Origin of the sequence: Siccirubricoccus sp. G192 (genome assembly GCF_019084075.1) — a bacterium.
Classification (GTDB): Bacteria; Pseudomonadota; Alphaproteobacteria; order Acetobacterales; family Acetobacteraceae; genus G192.
In genome coordinates this window covers 3,122,445-3,138,922 of record NZ_JAHREN010000001.1, presented here as the reverse complement: position 1 = coordinate 3,138,922, position 16,478 = coordinate 3,122,445, and the positions used below count along the sequence as shown (strand labels likewise).

Annotated in this window: 16 protein-coding genes and 1 pseudogene; 14 read left to right on the top strand and 3 right to left on the bottom strand. The window is 69.7% G+C overall.

From position 1 onward, the window contains the following. Positions 1-14: 14 nt before the first annotated feature. The 4 genes from KSF81_RS15070 (at position 15) to KSF81_RS15055 (ending at position 3,200) form a co-directional block, all read left to right on the top strand. Positions 15-476 carry a CopD family protein gene (locus KSF81_RS15070; protein WP_217379697.1) on the top strand — a complete coding sequence of 154 codons (462 nt, stop codon included), beginning with the start codon at positions 15-17 and terminating at the stop codon, positions 474-476. A gap of 17 nt (positions 477-493) precedes the next feature. After that, on the top strand, positions 494-922 hold the full coding sequence (locus KSF81_RS15065) for a GNAT family N-acetyltransferase (protein ID WP_217379696.1): 429 nt from the start codon (positions 494-496) through the stop codon (positions 920-922). Positions 923-1,033: 111 nt separating this feature from the next. Continuing rightward, entirely contained in the window at positions 1,034-2,008 is a 975-nt protein-coding gene (locus tag KSF81_RS15060; protein WP_217379695.1) for a zinc-binding dehydrogenase, read from the top strand. 82 nt (positions 2,009-2,090) lie between these two features. After that, positions 2,091-3,200: an alpha/beta fold hydrolase gene (locus KSF81_RS15055; protein ID WP_217379694.1), complete on the top strand. Its 1,110-nt coding sequence runs from the start codon at positions 2,091-2,093 to the stop codon at positions 3,198-3,200. A 665-nt stretch (positions 3,201-3,865) separates the two neighbouring features. Here KSF81_RS15055 and KSF81_RS15050 read toward each other — a convergent pair. After that, positions 3,866-4,819 carry a DMT family transporter gene (locus KSF81_RS15050; RefSeq protein WP_217379693.1) on the bottom strand — a complete coding sequence of 318 codons (954 nt, stop codon included), beginning with the start codon at positions 4,817-4,819 and terminating at the stop codon, positions 3,866-3,868. A 39-nt stretch (positions 4,820-4,858) separates the two neighbouring features. On the opposite strand from KSF81_RS15050, the gene KSF81_RS15045 reads away from it, so the two are divergent. From KSF81_RS15045 to metC, 5 genes and pseudogenes are all read left to right on the top strand, one after another. Continuing rightward, a complete protein-coding gene (locus tag KSF81_RS15045) occupies positions 4,859-5,500 on the top strand; it encodes an NUDIX domain-containing protein (RefSeq protein WP_217379692.1) in 642 nt (213 codons plus the stop codon). Then, positions 5,491-6,234 (top strand): alanyl-tRNA editing protein, encoded by a 744-nt coding sequence (locus KSF81_RS15040; RefSeq protein WP_254453541.1) that lies wholly within the window; start codon positions 5,491-5,493, stop codon positions 6,232-6,234. Before KSF81_RS15045 ends, KSF81_RS15040 begins: the two co-directional genes overlap by 10 nt. Continuing rightward, positions 6,234-6,548, top strand: a pseudogene (locus tag KSF81_RS32180) (rhodanese-like domain-containing protein); the annotation flags it as partial. The gene KSF81_RS15040 and the pseudogene KSF81_RS32180, both read left to right, overlap by 1 nt. A 34-nt stretch (positions 6,549-6,582) precedes the next feature. After that, positions 6,583-7,080 (top strand): rhodanese-like domain-containing protein, encoded by a 498-nt coding sequence (locus KSF81_RS32175; protein WP_375293331.1) that lies wholly within the window; start codon positions 6,583-6,585, stop codon positions 7,078-7,080. Next, positions 7,080-8,297, top strand: a complete 1,218-nt coding sequence (gene metC, locus KSF81_RS15030) for a cystathionine beta-lyase (RefSeq protein ID WP_217379691.1) — start codon at positions 7,080-7,082, stop codon at positions 8,295-8,297. The genes KSF81_RS32175 and metC overlap by 1 nt, the downstream gene beginning before the upstream one ends. A gap of 4 nt (positions 8,298-8,301) precedes the next feature. Here metC and KSF81_RS15025 read toward each other — a convergent pair whose 3' ends face one another. Beyond that, positions 8,302-8,787 carry a Fur family transcriptional regulator gene (locus tag KSF81_RS15025; RefSeq protein ID WP_217379690.1) on the bottom strand — a complete coding sequence of 162 codons (486 nt, stop codon included), beginning with the start codon at positions 8,785-8,787 and terminating at the stop codon, positions 8,302-8,304. Between the two features lie 54 nt (positions 8,788-8,841). Here KSF81_RS15025 and hisI point away from each other — a divergent pair, with 54 nt between their 5' ends. The 3 genes from hisI to lpxB all read left to right on the top strand — a co-directional run bounded on the left by hisI (position 8,842) and on the right by lpxB (position 11,482). Beyond that, on the top strand, positions 8,842-9,258 hold the full coding sequence (hisI, locus tag KSF81_RS15020) for a phosphoribosyl-AMP cyclohydrolase (protein WP_217379689.1): 417 nt from the start codon (positions 8,842-8,844) through the stop codon (positions 9,256-9,258). Beyond that, the gene (locus tag KSF81_RS15015) at positions 9,255-10,340 is read left to right on the top strand and encodes a GTP-binding protein (RefSeq protein WP_217379688.1); all 1,086 of its coding nucleotides are present in this window, start codon (positions 9,255-9,257) and stop codon (positions 10,338-10,340) included. Before hisI ends, KSF81_RS15015 begins: the two co-directional genes overlap by 4 nt. A gap of 62 nt (positions 10,341-10,402) precedes the next feature. Next, complete coding sequence (gene lpxB, locus KSF81_RS15010; protein WP_254454052.1) at positions 10,403-11,482, top strand: lipid-A-disaccharide synthase; 1,080 nt, start codon at positions 10,403-10,405, stop codon at positions 11,480-11,482. Positions 11,483-11,703: 221 nt separating this feature from the next. Here the strand turns inward: lpxB and KSF81_RS15005 are convergent, their stop codons facing one another. Beyond that, entirely contained in the window at positions 11,704-12,549 is an 846-nt protein-coding gene (locus KSF81_RS15005; RefSeq protein WP_309139568.1) for a Gfo/Idh/MocA family oxidoreductase, read from the bottom strand. A gap of 302 nt (positions 12,550-12,851) precedes the next feature. Here KSF81_RS15005 and secD point away from each other — a divergent pair, with 302 nt between their 5' ends. Beyond that, positions 12,852-15,434: a protein translocase subunit SecD gene (gene secD, locus KSF81_RS15000; RefSeq protein WP_217379686.1), complete on the top strand. Its 2,583-nt coding sequence runs from the start codon at positions 12,852-12,854 to the stop codon at positions 15,432-15,434. Position 15,435: 1 nt separating this feature from the next. Next, positions 15,436-16,386 carry a tripartite tricarboxylate transporter substrate-binding protein gene (locus KSF81_RS14995; protein WP_217379685.1) on the top strand — a complete coding sequence of 317 codons (951 nt, stop codon included), beginning with the start codon at positions 15,436-15,438 and terminating at the stop codon, positions 16,384-16,386. Positions 16,387-16,478 lie beyond the last annotated feature (92 nt).

The window sequence follows — 16,478 nt, the reverse complement described above, 5'->3', positions numbered from 1 at the left end:
AGAGGCTGGGACCGATGCTGGGGAATCTGCTTTACGTCCTGCATGTGCTGGGGGCGGTGCTCTGGGTGGGCGGAATGGCCTTCGCGCTGCTGGCGCTGCGCCCGGCAATGGCGGTGCTGGAGCCGCCGCAGCGCCTGGCGCTGCATGAGGCGGCGCTGGCGCGGTTCTTCCGCCTGGTCTGGCACGCCATGCCGGTGCTGCTGGCCAGCGGCTGGCTGCTGCTGTTTGGCTGGTATGGCGGCTTCCGCGGCGCCGGCTGGCATATCCATGTCATGCACCTCACCGCGTTGCTGATGGCGGCGGTCTTCGTGGCGCTGGTGGTCGGACCGTGGCGGGCGTTCCGCGCGGCGATGGCCGGGGGCGACCGGGCCGGCGCGGCACCGCAGGTGGACCGGATCCGGCAATTGGTGACCATCAACCTGGCCCTCGGGCTGCTCACCGTGGCGGTGGCGGCCTGGGGCCGCTTCGGGCATTAGGGCGAACGGATGCAACGATGAGCGCCGGCGACATCGAAATCAGCGAGGACGACTTCCCGGAAATGGAGGCGGTGGCCGCCATCCAACGGGGGCTGCACGCCTTCAACCAGGAAATGGGCGGCCCCTATGGCCGGGAGCCGGTCACAGTGCTGGCCCGCGATGCCGAGGGCACGGTGCGGGGTGGGTTGCTCGGCCTCACCTACTGGAATTGGATCTTCATCGATTGGCTCTGGCTGGCGCCGGACCAGCGCGGCAAGGGGCTGGGCAGCGAGTTGCTGGAACGCGCCGAGGCCATCGCCCGCGGCCGCGGCGCGACCAATGCCTATACCGACACCTTCAGCTTCCAGGCGCCCGGCTTCTGGACCCGGCATGGCTATGTGGAATTCGGCCGGCTGGACGGAATGCCGCCCGGCCATAGCCGGATCTGGTTCCGCAAGACGCTGTGACTCCCTGCCCCGCGTGCCACGGCTTCGGCCGGCGATACTGACACGCGCCCGTTGCGTCCCCGGCCGCGGCGGGCCAGGAATGCGGCACCAGGGAATAGCGGGAGGGACTCCATGAAGGCCGCCGTCGTCACCGAATCAGGGGTGCAGGTGCAGAATGTGCCGCAGCCGCAGCCGAAGCCGAACGAGGTGCTGGTCCGGGTCCGCGCCGCCGGGCTGAACCGCGCCGATCTTGGCGTCGCCGCCGGGCATGCGCATGGCCGCATGGGCGGGCCGGGCACCGTCCTCGGCCTGGAATTCGCCGGCGAGATCGCGGAACTCGGCGCCGATGTGCCGCGCCACCTGAAGCCGGGCGACCGGGTGATGTGCTCCGGCAATGGCGGCTATGCCGAATATGCGGTGGCGGATTGGGGCCGGGTCACGCCGGTGCCGGCGAACAACATGAGCTGGGAACAGGCCGCGACCTTCCCCGTGGCACTGCAAACGATGCACGACGCGGTGGTGACGAATGGCCGCCTGACAGCGGGCGAGAGCATCCTGATCCAGGGCGCCTCCTCCGGGGTCGGGCTGATGGGCATGCAGATCGCGAAGCTGATGGGCGCGAAGCTGGTGCTCGGCAGCTCCACCAATGCGGGGCGGCGGGCGAAGCTCAAGGACTATGGCTGCGACATCGCGATCGACACCGGCGATGCCGCCTGGCCGGACCGGGTGCTGGAGGCCACCGACGGCAAGGGGGTCGAGCTGATCGTGGACCAGGTCTCCGCGAGTGTCGCGAACGGCAATCTGCGGGCCTGCGCCATCCTCGGGCGCATCGTGAATGTCGGGCGCCTCGGCGGCAGCAGGGGCGAGTTCGACTACGACCTGCATGCGATGCGGCGGATCAGTTATATCGGCGTCACCTTCCGCACCCGCAGCCTGGAGGAAGTCCGGGAGATCAACCGCCGGATGCGCGCCGATCTCTGGGCGGCGGTGGAGGCCGGCAGGCTGCGCCTGCCGCTCGACCGGACCTTCCCGTTGGAGGAGGCGGTGGCGGCGCTGGCGCATATGAAGGCGAACCAGCATTTCGGGAAGATCGTGCTGCTGGCCTGAGCCTCGCCGGATTTCGTTTCCCCCGGCCGCATGTCCTCCCCTAGGCTTGGCGCATCGGCGTCAGACCGAAGGGAGGAATTGCATGCGGAACCTGTTCGCGCTCGCCGTGCTCGGCCTGGCCTTGCTGCTGCAACCCGCCGCGGCGCATGGGCCGAACCAGGCGCCGCACCAGCTCTGGCGGATGGGCGACCTCCGCCTCGAAGGCGGTGAGGTGATCCGGGATTTCGGCATCTCCTACGTGACGCATGGCACGCTGAACCCAGAGAAATCCAACGCGATCCTGATGGTGACGGCGATCAGCGGCAACCATCACCGGCTGGATTTCCTGATCGGGCCGGGCAAGGCCCTCGATACCGACAGGTATTTCATCATCGCCACCGACGCGATCGGCAATGGCCTTACCACCTCACCCAGCAACAGCACGGCGCAGCCGCGCATGCGCTTCCCGCGCTTCGCCATACGGGACATGGTGGCCTCGCAGCATCGGCTACTGACCGAGCATCTCGGCATCAATCATGTGGTGGCGGTGGTCGGCCCCTCGATGGGTGGGATGCAGGTGCTGCAATGGGGCGTCAGCCATCCCGGCTTCATGGATGGGCTGGTGGCGATGGTGCCGCTGGCGCGCACCCCGGCCTGGACCGTGGCGGTGCTGGAGGCGAGCCGCAAGGCCATCATGCTCGACCCCGCCTGGAACGAGGGCGACTACACCGCCCCGCCGGAGCGCGGCATCCGGCTGTGGCGCGACATCCTGAGCTTCCTCTCGGCCCGCAGCCCCGAGATGTACCGCGACCAATTCCCGCAGGCTCCGCTGGAGGTGCTGCCCTGGATGACGGCGCAGGAGACCGCGCTGATCGGCGCCTTCGACGCGAATGACTGGATCTACCAGACCTGGGCCTATGAGCGGCACGATATCGGCGCGACGCCGGGCATGGAGGGCGACCTGATCCGGGCGCTGCGGGCGATCCGGGCCAAGACCCTGATCCTGACCGGCACCAAGGACCTGCTGAACCCGGAATACGAACCGCGGGAGGCCGCCCGCTTCATCCGCGACGTGCGGGTGGTGACGATCAGCCCGGGCACCGTGACGGGCCATGCCGCGGCCGGCGGCGGCTTCCCGGCGGATGTGGACTTCCTCAACCAAGAGACGGCGGCCTTCCTGGAGCAGGTGACGCGGGCACCGCGGCCGCGGTAGCGGCGCCGCCCTACCGCCGGATGCCTAGCGCCACGTCGCGCTCTCTTGGCTAAGGAACCAAGGCAAACCTGGACTGCGCCGTTACAGACCGCCGCAGCCGCCGTGGGCGTGCTTGCAGTGATGCAATTGGTTCAGCTCCTTGCGAGCGTCACGATACCCGGCTCACCACCCGCACCAGTTCCAGCGTGGTGAGACTGTCGCGAATCTGAGCCAGGTTGCGAGTCACTCAGCGCATCCAGCACGGCCGCCAGTGTTTTGGACCTCAACTGCCGGTGACGTGAGTTTCCTGTTCTTGTTTAAATATATTTTTAATGTACCTTTCTCCATTCCACATTCGGCATGTTCAAGCGCTATAAGGTGGGAAACGGGGAATCATGCTCAGCCGTTGGTTGTTCATCGTACTTGCCCTGGCTTTTTCTGCTGGGCTTCTCACGCTCGGCGCCAGCTTGGATTCCTCCCAGCGGCCAAGCCTCGAAGCAGCAGACCATCGCTGATGCTCCTCGAATGGCATGGCGTCGCTGCCCGATGCCCCTCCACGCTTCATGTCGCCATGCTGAATCGAAGCGCCCGGTCTCGCCCGCACACAGATGCGGACTTCCTCAACCAAGAGACGGCGGCCTTCCTGGAGCAGGTGGCGCGGGCGCCGCGGCCGCGGTAGCGCCGCCCTAGCGCCGGATCCCCAGGGCCATTTCGCGACGCCAGATATAGAGGCCGCTTGCCACCAGCACCGCCATGCCGGCGAAATCCCAGCCATCCGGCAGTTCCGCCCAGACCAGCGCGCCGAGCAGGGTGGTCCAGAGGATGGCGGAATATTCGAAGGGGGCGAGCAGGGATGCCTCGCCCCGCCGGTAGCCCTCGGTCATCAGCACCTGCGCCAGGGCCGAGACCAGGCCGGTGCCGGCCAGCATCGCCCATTGCCAGGCCGTGGGCGCCACCCAGACCGGGATGCTGGCCAAGCCGGAGACCACCGCGGCGGCGAAGGAGAACCAGAGCACGATGGTGACGCCCGCCTCCCCAGCATCGCCCATGCGGCGGATGGTAATCATGGCAATCGCCCAGCCCAGCGCCCCCAGCAGCACCATCAGCGTGGCGAAATGCTGCCCCGCGGCGCCCTCCGAAGGATGCGCCATCAATAACACGCCGCAGAAGCCCGCCAGCACCGCCGCGCCCCGGCGCGGCCCGACGCGCTCCCGCAGCAGCGGCACGGAAAGCACCGTCAGGAACAGCGGCATGGTGAAGCCGAGCGCGGTCACGGTGGCCAGCGGCAAGGTGGCATAACCGTAGAAGGCGCCGGCCATGCCGAGCAGGCCGGCGGCAGTGCGGATCGCATGCATCCCCGGATACGAGGTGCGCAGCGCCGCCAGCCCGCCATGCCGCCAGAGCAGAGGCAGCAGGGCCGGAATTGCGAAGAGATTGCGGCAGAAGATCACCTGGGCCAGCGGGATGCCGCCCTCCAGCGCCTTCACGAAGGCGGCGGCGATGGTGAAGATCCCGGCCGCGCCCAGCACGAAGAAGACCGCCCGCTTCCGGGCGCGGTCCCGCCGCAGCCGCAGCGCGGCCTCGTCGGGGGGCCGGGCGGCGGGCCCAAGGGGTGGTTGGATAATCGGCTGGGTGTCCATGGACGGCGTTCCCCCCCCGGAGGCTACGGTCCCCGGCGCATGAAGGCCAGACCAGCCAAGGCGCCGTACATCCCGGCGCATCCGGGATTGGAGGTTTCAGCGGATGAGGTGGTCTGGGATGGCCGCTTCCCGCTGCAACGGGTGCGATTCCGCTACACCCGGTTTGACGGCGCGCCCTCGGGCGAGCTGGTCTGGGAGTTGTGGCGGCGCGGCCGCGGCGTGGCCGTGCTGCCCTATGACCCCGTGACCGACCGGCTCGTACTGATCGAGCAATTCCGGCTGCCGGCGCTGGCCGCCGGCCTGCCGCCGGTGATGACCGAATGCGCCGCCGGCCTGGTCGAGATCGGCGAGGACCCGGAGGCGGCGGCCCGGCGCGAGATCGAGGAGGAGACCGGCCTCCTCCCCGGCCGCTTCGAGACGATCGGCCGCTTCATGCTGATGCAGGGCGGCTGCGACGAGCTGATGTTCTACTACGCCGCGCAGGTGACGCTGCCCGAGGCGGGCGCCCTCGGCACCACCCATGGCCTGGTCCATGAGGGCGAGGATATCCGGGTGCTGGTGCTGCCGGCCGCGGCGGCCTTCGCCCTGCTGGATGCCAATCGGATCGAGAACGTGACCGCCGCGGTCTGCCTCTATTGGCTGCGGCAGAACCGGGAGAGGCTCAGGCGCGAATGGACGTGACCGAGATGCGGACCGAACCGCTGTTCCGCGAGGATGCCTATGCCCAGGACTGCACAGCGCGCGTGCTGGCGGCCGGGCCGGAGGGGGTGGTGCTGGACCAGAGCGTCTTCTACCCCCAGGCCGGCGGCCAGCCGGGCGATGCCGGCGTCCTGGCCTGGGACGGGGGCGAGATGCCGGTGGCCCGCGCCGTGAAGGGGCCGGGCGAGAGTGTGCTGCACCTCCCCGCCGAGGGCGCTACCCTGCCACCCCTTGGCGCCATGGTGACGGCGCGGCTGGATTGGGGGCTGCGGCACCGGCATATGCGGATGCATACCAGCCTGCATCTCCTGTGCAGCCTGATCCCCGGCGCCGGCGTCACCGGCGGACAGATCGGCGCCGAGCGCTCGCGGCTGGATTTCGACCTGGCCGAGCCGCCCACCAAGGACTGGCTGACCGAGCGGCTGAACGCGCTGATCGCGGCCGACCATCCGGTAGGCGAGCAATGGATCACCGAGGCGGAGCTTGAGGCCAATCCCGGCCTGGTGCGCACCCTCTCTGTGCAGCCGCCGCGCGGCGCCGGGCGCGTCCGGCTGGTGCGGATCGGCGCGGCGGCGGCGCCGGTGGACCTGCAGCCCTGCGGCGGCACGCATGTGCGGAGCACCGCCGAGATCGGCCGGGTCGAGGTGACGAAGCTGGAGAACAAGGGCAGGCAGAACCGGCGGGTCTATGTAACGCTGGTCGGGGAGCAGGCGTGATGGACAACCTGGTTTCGACGGAATGGCTCGCCAGGGAGCTTGGCAAGCCCGATCTCATCGTCTTCGATGCCACCAAATACCTGCCGAACGAGAAGCTCGACGGCCGCGCCAAATTCGCCGAGGCGCATATCCCGGGCGCCCGCTACTTCGATATCGACGAGGTCGCGGACCCGGACAGCGACCTGCCGCACATGATCCCGACACCGGCACGCTTCGCGAAGCTGATGGGCGCCATGGGCGTCTCCAACGCCTCGCGGATCGTCTTCTACGACCAGAAGGGCCTGGCCAGCGCGGCGCGCGGCTGGTGGCTGATGCGGCTCTTCGGGCATGAGGCGGCGGCGGTGCTGGATGGCGGCTTGCCGAAATGGCAGCACGAAACCCGCCCCACCGAAAGCGGCCCCCCCCCCTGCTCCCTCTGCCGCCAGCTTCGTCCCGGATTTCCAGGCGGAGCGGGTGCGCGGCATCGGCGACATCAAGCGGATCGTGCGGCAAGGCGGCGGCGCGGCGCTGATCCTGGATGCCCGTGCCCGCGGCCGCTTCGACGGCAGCGCGCCGGAGCCGCGCCCCGGCCTGCCCTCCGGCCATATGCCGGGCTCGGCAAGCCTGCCCTTCAACGAGTTGCTGAATCCCGACCAGACCATGCTGGCGCCGGCCGCGCTGCGCGCCCGTTTCGAGGCGGCGGGGGTGGAGGCGGAACAGCCCGTCGTCACCTCCTGCGGCACCGGCGTCACCGCCTGCATCCTCGCGCTTGGCCTGGTACAGGCGGGTTTTCCCGAACCCGCCGTCTATGATGGTTCCTGGACCGAATGGGCCGGACGGCCCGAAACCCCGAAGGTGACGCGCTGATGCCCGACGATTCCATGCCAAAAACCCGCACCGCGCAGGGCTTCGCCACGCGCATGAGCCATGCCGGGCGGGCGGGCACGCATGTGCATGGCTTCGTCAATCCGGCGGTGCATCGCGGCTCGACCGTGCTGCACCCGAATTGCGAGGCGCGGCGCGATGGCGCGAAGCACCGCTTCGAGCAGTTCATGACCTATGGCACCCAGGGCGGCCCCACCCATTACGCGCTGGAAGACGTGGTGGCCGAGATCGAGGGCGGCACGCGCTGCCTGATCGTCGGCACCGGCCTCGCCGCGGTGGCGGTGCCGCTGATGGCCTATCTCAAGTCCGGCGACCACTGCCTGATGCCGGACAGTGTCTATGGGCCGGCGCGCAACCTCTGTGAAACGCTGCTGAAGGGCTGGGGCGTCGAGACCACCTTCTACGACCCGACGGTAGGTGAGGCGGGGATGCGGGCGCTGATCCGCCCCAATACCAGGGTGGTCTATACCGAGAGCCCGGGCAGCCATACCTTCGAGATGCAGGACGTGCCCGCAATCGCCCGCGCCGCGCATGCCGCCGGGGCCCCAGGGGACATCAAGGTATTGATGGACAATACCTGGGGCATCCACCACTTCCAGCCCTTTGCGCATGGGGTGGATGTCTCCATCCAGGCCCTGACCAAATATGTCGGCGGGCATTCGGATGTGCTGCTCGGCAGCGTCACGGTGAACAGTGATGCCGATTGGCAGGCGGTGCGCGCCACCGCCTCGCTGCTCGGGCAATTCGCCTCGCCGGATGATGCCTGGCTGGCGCTGCGCGGCGTGCGCACCATGGCGGTGCGGCTGAAGCGGCAGGAACAGTCGGGGCTGGAAGTGGCGCGCTGGTTCGCGACGCGGCCGGAGGTGCTCAGGGTGATGCATCCGGCGCTGCCCTCGCATCCCCAGCACGACCTCTGGCGGCGCGACTTCACCGGCGCCTGCAGCCTGTTTGGCGTGGTGTTCCAGCCGCGCTACCGGATCGAGGACGTGATGCGCTTCATCGACAGCCTCTCGCTGTTTGGCATCGGCGCGAGCTGGGGCGGCTTCGAGAGCCTGGCCCTGCCCACCACTGGCTTCATTACCCGCACCGCCGGCACCGGCGATTTCGGCGGCCCGATGGCGCGCATCCATATCGGGCTGGAGGAGCCGGCGGATCTGATCGCGGATCTGGAACAGGGGCTGCGGCGGCTGGAGGGGTAGCGCCTCAACCCGCCACTCCGCACCGGGCACAGAGACCCTCGGCCTCCACCGTCGCCCGGTCCAGGGAGAAGCCGGCCCGCGCGGCCGCCGCTCCCAGGGCGGCGGCCACCGCCGGGTCGCTGATCTCGGCGGTGGCGCCGCAGCGGCGGCAGATCAGGAATTGGTGGGGGTGGTCGTGCTCCGCCCCGCAATCGCAATCCGCCGGGTGCTGCGCCGCCTCGATGCAGCCGACATAGGCGTTCAGGCGCTCCACCTTGTGGATCAGCCCCTGTTCCCGCAGGAAGTCCAGCGCCCGGTAGACCGTGGGCGGCGCGGCGCCGGCGCGCAGCGCCCGTAGCCGGTCGAGCAGCGCATAGGCACCCACCGGCTGCTCCGTCTCCAGCACCAGGCGCAGCACCTGCCGGCGCAATTCGGTCAGTTGCGCGCCGCGGCGGGCGCAGAGCGCCTCCGCCCGGTCCAGCATCGCCTCCAGCGGCATGGCCGAGGCCATTCCCTTCTCCCGTCCTGACCTGATCCCCCATATAGGGAGAGGCGGAGATCATCCATGCCCGAAACCAGCATCGCCGACCCCGAATCCCGCGCCCGGCTCATCGCCGCCATCCGCTTTGACCTGCGTGGCCTGGTGCCCGCCATTGCCCAGCAGCACGATACCGGGGAGGTGCTGATGCTGGCCTGGATGAACCAGGCGGCGGTGGAGGAGACGCTGGCCACCGGCCGGGTCTGCTACTTCTCCCGCAGCCGCAACGGCTTGTGGCGCAAGGGCGAGACCTCCGGCCAGGTGCAGCGGCTGGTGGACCTCCGGCTTGATTGCGATGGCGACACGCTGCTGCTGCTGGTGGACCAGACCGGCGTCGCCTGCCACACCGGGCGGCGGAATTGCTTCTACCTTGCGCTGCGCGATGGGCAGGTGACCGAGATCGCCCGGCCCGAAATGGATCCGGAGGCCCTGTACGGACGATGAGCGACCAGCCCCAGGCCCCCGCCCGCCCCGAGCCTGTCCCCGTCACGGTGCTGACCGGCTTCCTCGGCGCCGGCAAGACCACCCTGCTGAACCGGCTGCTGCGCCACCCGGACCTCACCGATACCGCGGTGCTCATCAACGAATTCGGTGAGATCGGCCTCGACCACCTGCTGGTGGAGCGGCTGGATGGCGATACCGTGCTGCTGAATGCCGGCTGCCTCTGCTGCACGGTGCGCGGCGACCTGGTGCGGGCGCTGCGGGACCTCGCGGTGCGGATCGAGGGCGGCCACACGATCCGCCGGGTGGTGCTGGAAACCACGGGGCTCGCCGATCCGGCGCCGATCCTGCAGACCTTGATGAGCGACCCGGTGGTGCTCTTCCGCTTCCGGCTGGACGGGGTGGTGACGCTGGTGGATGCTGCGACCGGCATGGCAACCCTGGACAGCCAGCCGGAGGCAGTGAAGCAGGCCGCCATGGCCGACCGGCTGGTGCTCACCAAAGCCGATCTCGCGACGCCGGAACAGATGGCGGCGCTGCGCGACCGGCTGCGCAGCCTCAACCCCGGCGCACCGCTGCTGGAAGCCCGGCATGGCGAGATCGCGCCGGATGCGCTGCTGGAATGCGGCCTCTATGACGCGACCCGGAAGATCCCGGATGTGCGGCGCTGGTTGGATGCGGAAGCCTATGCGGTGGCGCAGGACCATGGGCATGACCACGGCCACCACCATGACCCAAACCGGCACGATGCCCGCATCCATTCCTTCTGCCTGAGTTTCGACACCCCCCTCCCCTGGGATGGCATCGCCACCTGGCTGGAGGTGCTGACCATGACGCGGGGCGAGAACGTGCTGCGGATCAAGGGCATCCTGAACCTGGAGGGCGAGGAGCGGCCGGTCGCCATCCACGGCGTGCAGCACCTGTTCCATCCGCCGGTGAAGCTGTCGGCCTGGCCAGAGGGGGATGACCGGCGCTCCCGCCTGGTCTTCATCCTGCGCGACCTCGACCGGGCGACGGTGGAGAAAGGGTTGCGGGCCTTCGCCGAGAGCGCCCGGCAGCAGGCGGCGATCACGGGCGGCGGCTAGGGAAGGTGTTGGTCTATCTGGTGGCCGGCGAGGCTTCGGGTGACATCCTGGGCGGTCGATTGATGGCGGCGCTGCGCCGGCGCCGGCCGGGGCTGGAATTCGCTGGCATCGGCGGCGAGCGGATGGCGGAACAGGGCCTCGCCAGCCTTTTCCCCATGCGGGAATTGTCGCTGATGGGGCTGCTGGAGGTGGTGCCCAACCTCCGCCGCCTGGCCCGGCGCATGGACCAGGCCGAGGCCGACATCGCCGCCCGCCGCCCCGCCGTGCTGGTGACGATCGACGCGCCGAGCTTCACCCTGCGGCTGGCCGAAAGGGTGCGGTCGGCGGGCATCAAGGTGGTGCATTACGTGGCGCCGCAGGTCTGGGCCTGGCGCCCGGGCCGGGTAGTGAAGATGCGCCAGCGGGTGGACCGTATCCTGGCCCTGCTGCCCTTCGAGCCGCCCTTCTTCGAGGCGGCGGGCATCCCGGTGACATTCGTCGGCCATCCCGTGCTGGAAAGCGGCGTCGATGCCGGGGATGCCACCCGTTTCCGGGCCGCGCATGGGCTGGGCGGCGGGGCCCGGCCGGTGATCGTCATGCCCGGCAGCCGGCGGGGCGAAGTGCGGCGGCTGCTCGGCACATTCGGGGAGGCCCTGCGGCTCGCCGCGGCGGAGGTGCCGGGGCTGCGGCCGGTGGTGGCGCTGGCCGGGCCGGTGGAGGCCGCGGTCCGGGCCGGCACCGCCGGCTGGCCGGTGCCGCCGATCCTGGTCCAGGGCGCGGCGGATAAGCACGACGCCTTCGCCGCGGCGGCGGCCGGGCTGATCAAGTCCGGCACTTCCTCGCTGGAGATGGCGGTGGCGGGCATTCCTCACGTGGTGGCCTATCGGGTGAACCCGGTCACCGCCGCCATTGTCCGGCGGCTGGTTAAGGTGCCGCATGCCTCGCTGGTGAACCTGCTGGCGGAGCGGGAGGTGGTGCCGGAGCGCATCCAGCAGGATTGCACGCCCGGGAAGCTGGCGGCCGAGCTGGTCCGGCTGCTGCGGGAGCCGGCAGCGGTGGCGGCGCAGCGGGAAGGCTTCGCCAAGGCACTGGCACTGCTGCGGCCGCCCGAGGGCCTGCCGAGCGAGGCGGCGGCGGCGGCGGTGCTAGAGGTGGCTGGTTGAGGAATTGAGGCTAAAAGTCGCTCAATTCGGTTGAGGAATTTCTGCGATATAAGGTGATGAAGCCAACATAAGTCTTTTATTTTAAAGCAAATATCATGCTCTAGGGCTTTTGGAATTTTAGGTTTCGCGCTTTGAGGCTTGCACGCCCCGGAGAGCGAGCACACCAAGCCCGTTGACCGCGCAAGGATAACACAACGAAACGGCAAAAGCCAGCCCGCCCGCTACCTGCCCGCAATCGCCGCCTCCACCCGCAGCGCCGCATCCAGCGCCCGCAGCCCCACTTCGCCATCCGCCTCCACCGGCGCGCCCGCGGTGATGCTGGCGATGAAGCCCGCCTGCTCCGCCTCCAGGCTGTCATGCTCGGTCCAGGTGGCGCGGCTGATGCCCCAGCCGGGCATGGTGGCGACGGGTTCCGCGCCGCCGGGATGCACCCGCTCCAGGCTGCGGGCCAGGAAGTCCACCCGCGTCTCGCCCCCCGGCCCCAGCACCCGCAGCCGGCGTTCCAGCCCGACGCTGATCCGGCTGGCCGTGACCGTGGCGGCGGCGCCGCTCTCGAACCGCAATTGCGCCACGGCGAAATCCGGGTGCGGCGACATCACCGCCCTTCCCACCGCCCGCACCCCGGCCAAGGGCGAGGCCGCCAGGCCCAGCACCAGGTCGAGGTCATGGATCATCAGGTCGAGCACCACCGAGACATCCAGGCTGCGGGGCCGGAAGGGCGCCACCCGCGTCGCCTCGAAAGCCAGGGCGCCCTGCCCCGCGCCGCTCTCCCGCAGGGTGCGGATGGCGGCCGAATAGCGCTCGATATGCCCGACCTGCAGCACCAGGCCGCGGGCGCGGGCGGCGGCGATGATCTCGCGGGCCTGGTCGGTGGTGGCGGCGATCGGTTTCTCGACGAAAAGATGCCGGCCGGCCGCCAGCACCTGCATGGCGGCCGCGTGATGGAAGGCCGTGGGCACCGTCACCACCACCGCCTGGCTGGCGGCGATCAGCGCCTCGGCGGCCAGGGCCGGGGCGCCGGTTTCGGCGGCGATGGCGGCGGCGCGGGCAGGATCGGCGTCATGCACCCCCCGCGAGGCAGCCGCGCGCGGCCAGTTTCAGTGCGTGGAACCGCCCGAAATGCCCGACCCCCAGCACGCCGATCCTGAGCCCCATGCGCCCCTGTCCCCAAGCCGCAAACCGGCCCCGGTCTAGCCCTCAATCACCCCGGATGGAAACACCCAGGAAGGCTGGACCATATCGCCCTGGCCACGGTCTGAGGGATATGGGCCCGGCAGCCCGGGGCCGGGCTTGCATCCCCGGGGTCCGGCGGTCACATTCCGGGCGATTTTCCAGGGGGGTTCGCCCCCAAAGAACGAGCCAAATCCCGATGATGTATTTCGCCCGCTGGAAGACCGCCGCAATCCTGGCCGTCTGCCTAATCGGGGTCCTGCTCTGCCTGCCGAACCTGGCGCCCAAGGGGGAACTGCCCTCCTGGGCTCGGCAATTCTCGCTCGGCCTCGATCTCCGCGGCGGATCCTACCTGCTGCTGGAAGTGGACATGAACGCGGTGGTGCGGGAAAGGCTGGAAAGCCTGGCCGATGGCGCCCGCACCCGGCTGCGCGGCGCCAATATCGGCTATGTGAACCTGGCCGCCGATGCCGCCGGCCGGCGCGTCAGCTTCCGAGTGCGCGATACCGCCCAGGCCGAGGCCGCGGCGCGGCAGATGCGGGAGCTGGCCAACCAGATCCCGACCGGCGCCGGCACCACCGCCCCGGATATCGAGGTCGCCACCGCGCCGGATGGTACCGTCACCGCCACGCTGACCGAGGCCGGGCTCCGCGCCAAGGCCTCCGGCGCGGTGGAGCAGTCGATCGAGATCGTCCGCCGCCGCATCGACGAGACCGGCGTGGCCGAGGCGCTGATCGCCCGGCAGGGGCAGAACCGCATCCTCGTGCAATTACCGGGGGTGGAGGACCCCAACCGGATCAAGGACCTGCTGGGCAAGACCGCCCGCATGACCTTCCACCTGCTGGACGAGAGCGTGAACCCCACGGCCGCCACGCCGCCCCCCGGCGTGATGTTCCTGACCGGCGAGGGCCGCGGCGGCCAGCCGGAGCGCTTCGCGGTCCGCCGCCGGGTCGAGGTGGATGGCGCCAACCTTTCCGATGCCCGCGCCGGCCAGGACAGCCGCAACGGCGAATGGGTGGTGAATTTCACCTTCGATTCCATCGGCACCCGCCGCTTCGCCGAGGTGACGCGGCAGAATGTCGGCCGGCCCTTTGCAATCGTGCTGGATGACAAGGTTATCACCGCCCCGAATATCCGAGAGCCGATCACCGGCGGCCGCGGCCAGATCAGCGGCAGCTTCACCGCCCGCAGCGCCAATGAACTGGCCGTGCTGCTGCGGGCCGGCGCCCTGCCGGCGCCGCTGACGGTGGTGGAGGAACGCACCGTCGGGCCGGAACTCGGCGCCGACGCCATCCGCGCCGGCGTGCTAGCGCTGGCGGCCGGGGCGGCCTTCGTCTTCCTCTATATGGGCCTGGCCTATGGCCTGTTCGGCTGGTTCGCCAATATCGCCCTGCTGGTGAACATCATCCTGCTGCTGGCCGGGCTTTCGGTGCTGGAGGCGACGCTGACCCTGCCGGGCATCGCCGGCATCGTGCTGACGCTCGGCACCGCGCTCGACGCCAATATCCTCATCAATGAACGCATCCGGGAGGAGGTGAAGAACGGCCGCACGCCGATCAGCGCCCTGGAGGCCGGCTTCACCAAGGCCAGCGGCACGATCATGGATTCGAACCTCACGAACCTGATCGCCATGGGCTGCCTCTATGGTTTTGGCAGCGGCCCGGTGAAAGGCTTCGCGGTGACGGTCGCGATCGGCACGGTGGTGCAGATGTGGACGGCGACCACGCTGGTGCGGCTGCTGGCCTCCTGGTGGTTCCGCTGGAAGCGACCGAAGGAATTGCCGGTGGTGGAAGGCGGGCGCGGGCTGCTCGACCGGCTGTCGCGGCCGCTGTTCCGGCTGGTGCCGGACAATACCAAGATCCGCTTCATGCGGGGCGCGCGGATCGGCCTCCTCACCTCGGCCGTGCTCTCCACCGCCTCGGTGATCGGCGCCTTCTATCCCGGGCTGGAGAAGGGCATCGACTTCAAGGGCGGCATCGTCATGGAGGTCCGCACCCCGGGCCCTGCCGATCTCGGACGGCTCAGGAGTGCGGCCAGCGGGCTCAATCTCGGCGATGTCGGGCTGCAGCAATTCGGCGATGCCAGCACGGTGCTGATCCGCCTGCCCGTCCAGGGCGACGAGGCGGGGACGCAGGGGGCGGTGAATGCGGTGCGCGGCGCGCTGGAGCAGGCCGCGCCGGGGGTGCGCATCCTGCGAGTGGAGGCGGTGGGCAACCGCGTCTCGGACGAGTTGTTCCTCGGCGGCATGATCGCGCTGGCGATCTCCTTCCTGGCGATGCTGATCTACATCTGGTTCCGCTTCGAATGGCAATTCGCGGTGGCGGGGGTGGTGACCCTGATGCTCGACACCACCAAGGTGGTCGGCTTCATGGTGCTGACCGGAATCGAGTTCAACCTGACAACGGTCGCGGCGATCCTGACCATCATCGGCTTCAATGCCAACGACAAGGTCGTGGTCTTCGACCGAATGCGGGAGAACCTGCGCAAATACAAGCAGATGCCATTGGACCAACTGGTGGACCTCTCGATCAACGAGACGCTGAACCGGACGCTCGGCACCTCGATGACCCTGCTGCTCTCGGCGTTGCCCCTGGCGCTGTTCGGCGGCGAGGCGCTTTCCGGCTTCGCCTGGCTGATGATCTTCGGGATCGTGGTGGGCACCTCCTCCTCGACCTTCATCGCGGCGCCGATCGTGCGCTTCACTGGCGAGAACCGGCTGCGCCGCGGCGAGCCTGCCAGCGCCGCCGACAGGGCCAAGAACCAGGCGGCGGCCCGGGTCTAGCATGCGCCCCTCCCGCCGGGCGGCGCTTTCGCTGCCAGCCCTGCTTGCCGCCGGGCCGGGGCAGAGCGTGGGGCGCGAGGCGGGCGGGCCGATGACGCTGCTGGCCGGCGGGGCGCCCGGCAGCGCCGCCGATAGCTGGGCCCGCGCCTTCGCCCCCTTCCTGGAGCGACACTGGCCGCACGCCGCGGTCGCGGTGGTGAACCGGCCCGGCCAGGGCGGCTTGGCCGCGGCGCGGGTGCTGGCCGCGGCGCGGCCCGATGGGCGGCTGGTCGGCGCCTTCTCCACGCCGTTGCTGCTGGCGCGGGCGGTCGAGGCCGGGGATGCGGCGCTGCTCGACCGGCTGCAATTCGTCGCCGCCGTGGCGGAGGAGCCGCTGGTGCTGGTGGCGCATCCCGGCTCGGCCACGGATCTCGCCGCGCTGCGGGCACTGGGGCCGCAGGCGACGCTGGGCACCCCACCGCCCGGCACCGCGGCGCAATTGGCGGCGCTGGCCTTCAGCCGGGCCATGCCACTCAACCTGCTTGCCTTTCCCAATGCCGCGGCGGCGCGGCAGGCGGTGCTGGCGGGGAACATTCCCTGCGCCATGCTGGCGGCACCGGAGGCGATGGCGGGGCTGCGCGACGACAGGCTGGTGGGACTCGGACTGGCACGGGAAGAGCGGAGTCCGCTTCTGCCGGAGGTTCCGACCCTGTCGGAACAGGGAATCGCCCTTGTGCTGGCAGCGCATCGTGGCTTTGCGCTTTCGGCGGGAATAGATATGAGTTTCCTTCAATCATTGGTGGCGGCACTTCGCTCCGTCATTACCGATCCGGAATTCGCTGCCCTGTGCCAGTCACGCGGCTACATCCCGGCCTTCATCGGCCCGAATGCCTGGGAAATCCTCATCCGGCGCACCGTCTCGGAATTATCCGCACGCTGGATCAGCGACCCCTGGATTCTCCGCCGGGATTGATACCGCTCAAGGGAGCGTTGAACGCGCCGAGACATTATGCGAATGCTGAGGCAACGGCGCAGCAGCACCACCGGCCGATCAACCACTCCTTT

What these genes read in the sequence shown, in the direction of transcription:
- KSF81_RS15050 (WP_217379693.1), bottom strand. Translation starts at nt 4,819, where the DNA reads ATGGACACCCAGCCGATTATCCAACCACCCCTTGGGCCCGCCGCCCGG.
- KSF81_RS15040 (WP_254453541.1), top strand. Translation starts at nt 5,491, where the DNA reads ATGGACGTGACCGAGATGCGGACCGAACCGCTGTTCCGCGAGGATGCC.
- KSF81_RS15025 (WP_217379690.1), bottom strand. Translation starts at nt 8,787, where the DNA reads ATGGCCTCGGCCATGCCGCTGGAGGCGATGCTGGACCGGGCGGAGGCG.
- secD (WP_217379686.1), top strand. Translation starts at nt 12,852, where the DNA reads ATGATGTATTTCGCCCGCTGGAAGACCGCCGCAATCCTGGCCGTCTGC.
- KSF81_RS15060 (WP_217379695.1), top strand. Translation starts at nt 1,034, where the DNA reads ATGAAGGCCGCCGTCGTCACCGAATCAGGGGTGCAGGTGCAGAATGTG.
- KSF81_RS15045 (WP_217379692.1), top strand. Translation starts at nt 4,859, where the DNA reads ATGAAGGCCAGACCAGCCAAGGCGCCGTACATCCCGGCGCATCCGGGA.
- hisI (WP_217379689.1), top strand. Translation starts at nt 8,842, where the DNA reads ATGCCCGAAACCAGCATCGCCGACCCCGAATCCCGCGCCCGGCTCATC.
- KSF81_RS15015 (WP_217379688.1), top strand. Translation starts at nt 9,255, where the DNA reads ATGAGCGACCAGCCCCAGGCCCCCGCCCGCCCCGAGCCTGTCCCCGTC.
- KSF81_RS15065 (WP_217379696.1), top strand. Translation starts at nt 494, where the DNA reads ATGAGCGCCGGCGACATCGAAATCAGCGAGGACGACTTCCCGGAAATG.
- lpxB (WP_254454052.1), top strand. Translation starts at nt 10,403, where the DNA reads ATGGCGGCGCTGCGCCGGCGCCGGCCGGGGCTGGAATTCGCTGGCATC.
- KSF81_RS15070 (WP_217379697.1), top strand. Translation starts at nt 15, where the DNA reads ATGCTGGGGAATCTGCTTTACGTCCTGCATGTGCTGGGGGCGGTGCTC.
- KSF81_RS14995 (WP_217379685.1), top strand. Translation starts at nt 15,436, where the DNA reads ATGCGCCCCTCCCGCCGGGCGGCGCTTTCGCTGCCAGCCCTGCTTGCC.
- KSF81_RS32175 (WP_375293331.1), top strand. Translation starts at nt 6,583, where the DNA reads ATGGCGGCTTGCCGAAATGGCAGCACGAAACCCGCCCCACCGAAAGCG.
- KSF81_RS15055 (WP_217379694.1), top strand. Translation starts at nt 2,091, where the DNA reads ATGCGGAACCTGTTCGCGCTCGCCGTGCTCGGCCTGGCCTTGCTGCTG.
- metC (WP_217379691.1), top strand. Translation starts at nt 7,080, where the DNA reads ATGCCCGACGATTCCATGCCAAAAACCCGCACCGCGCAGGGCTTCGCC.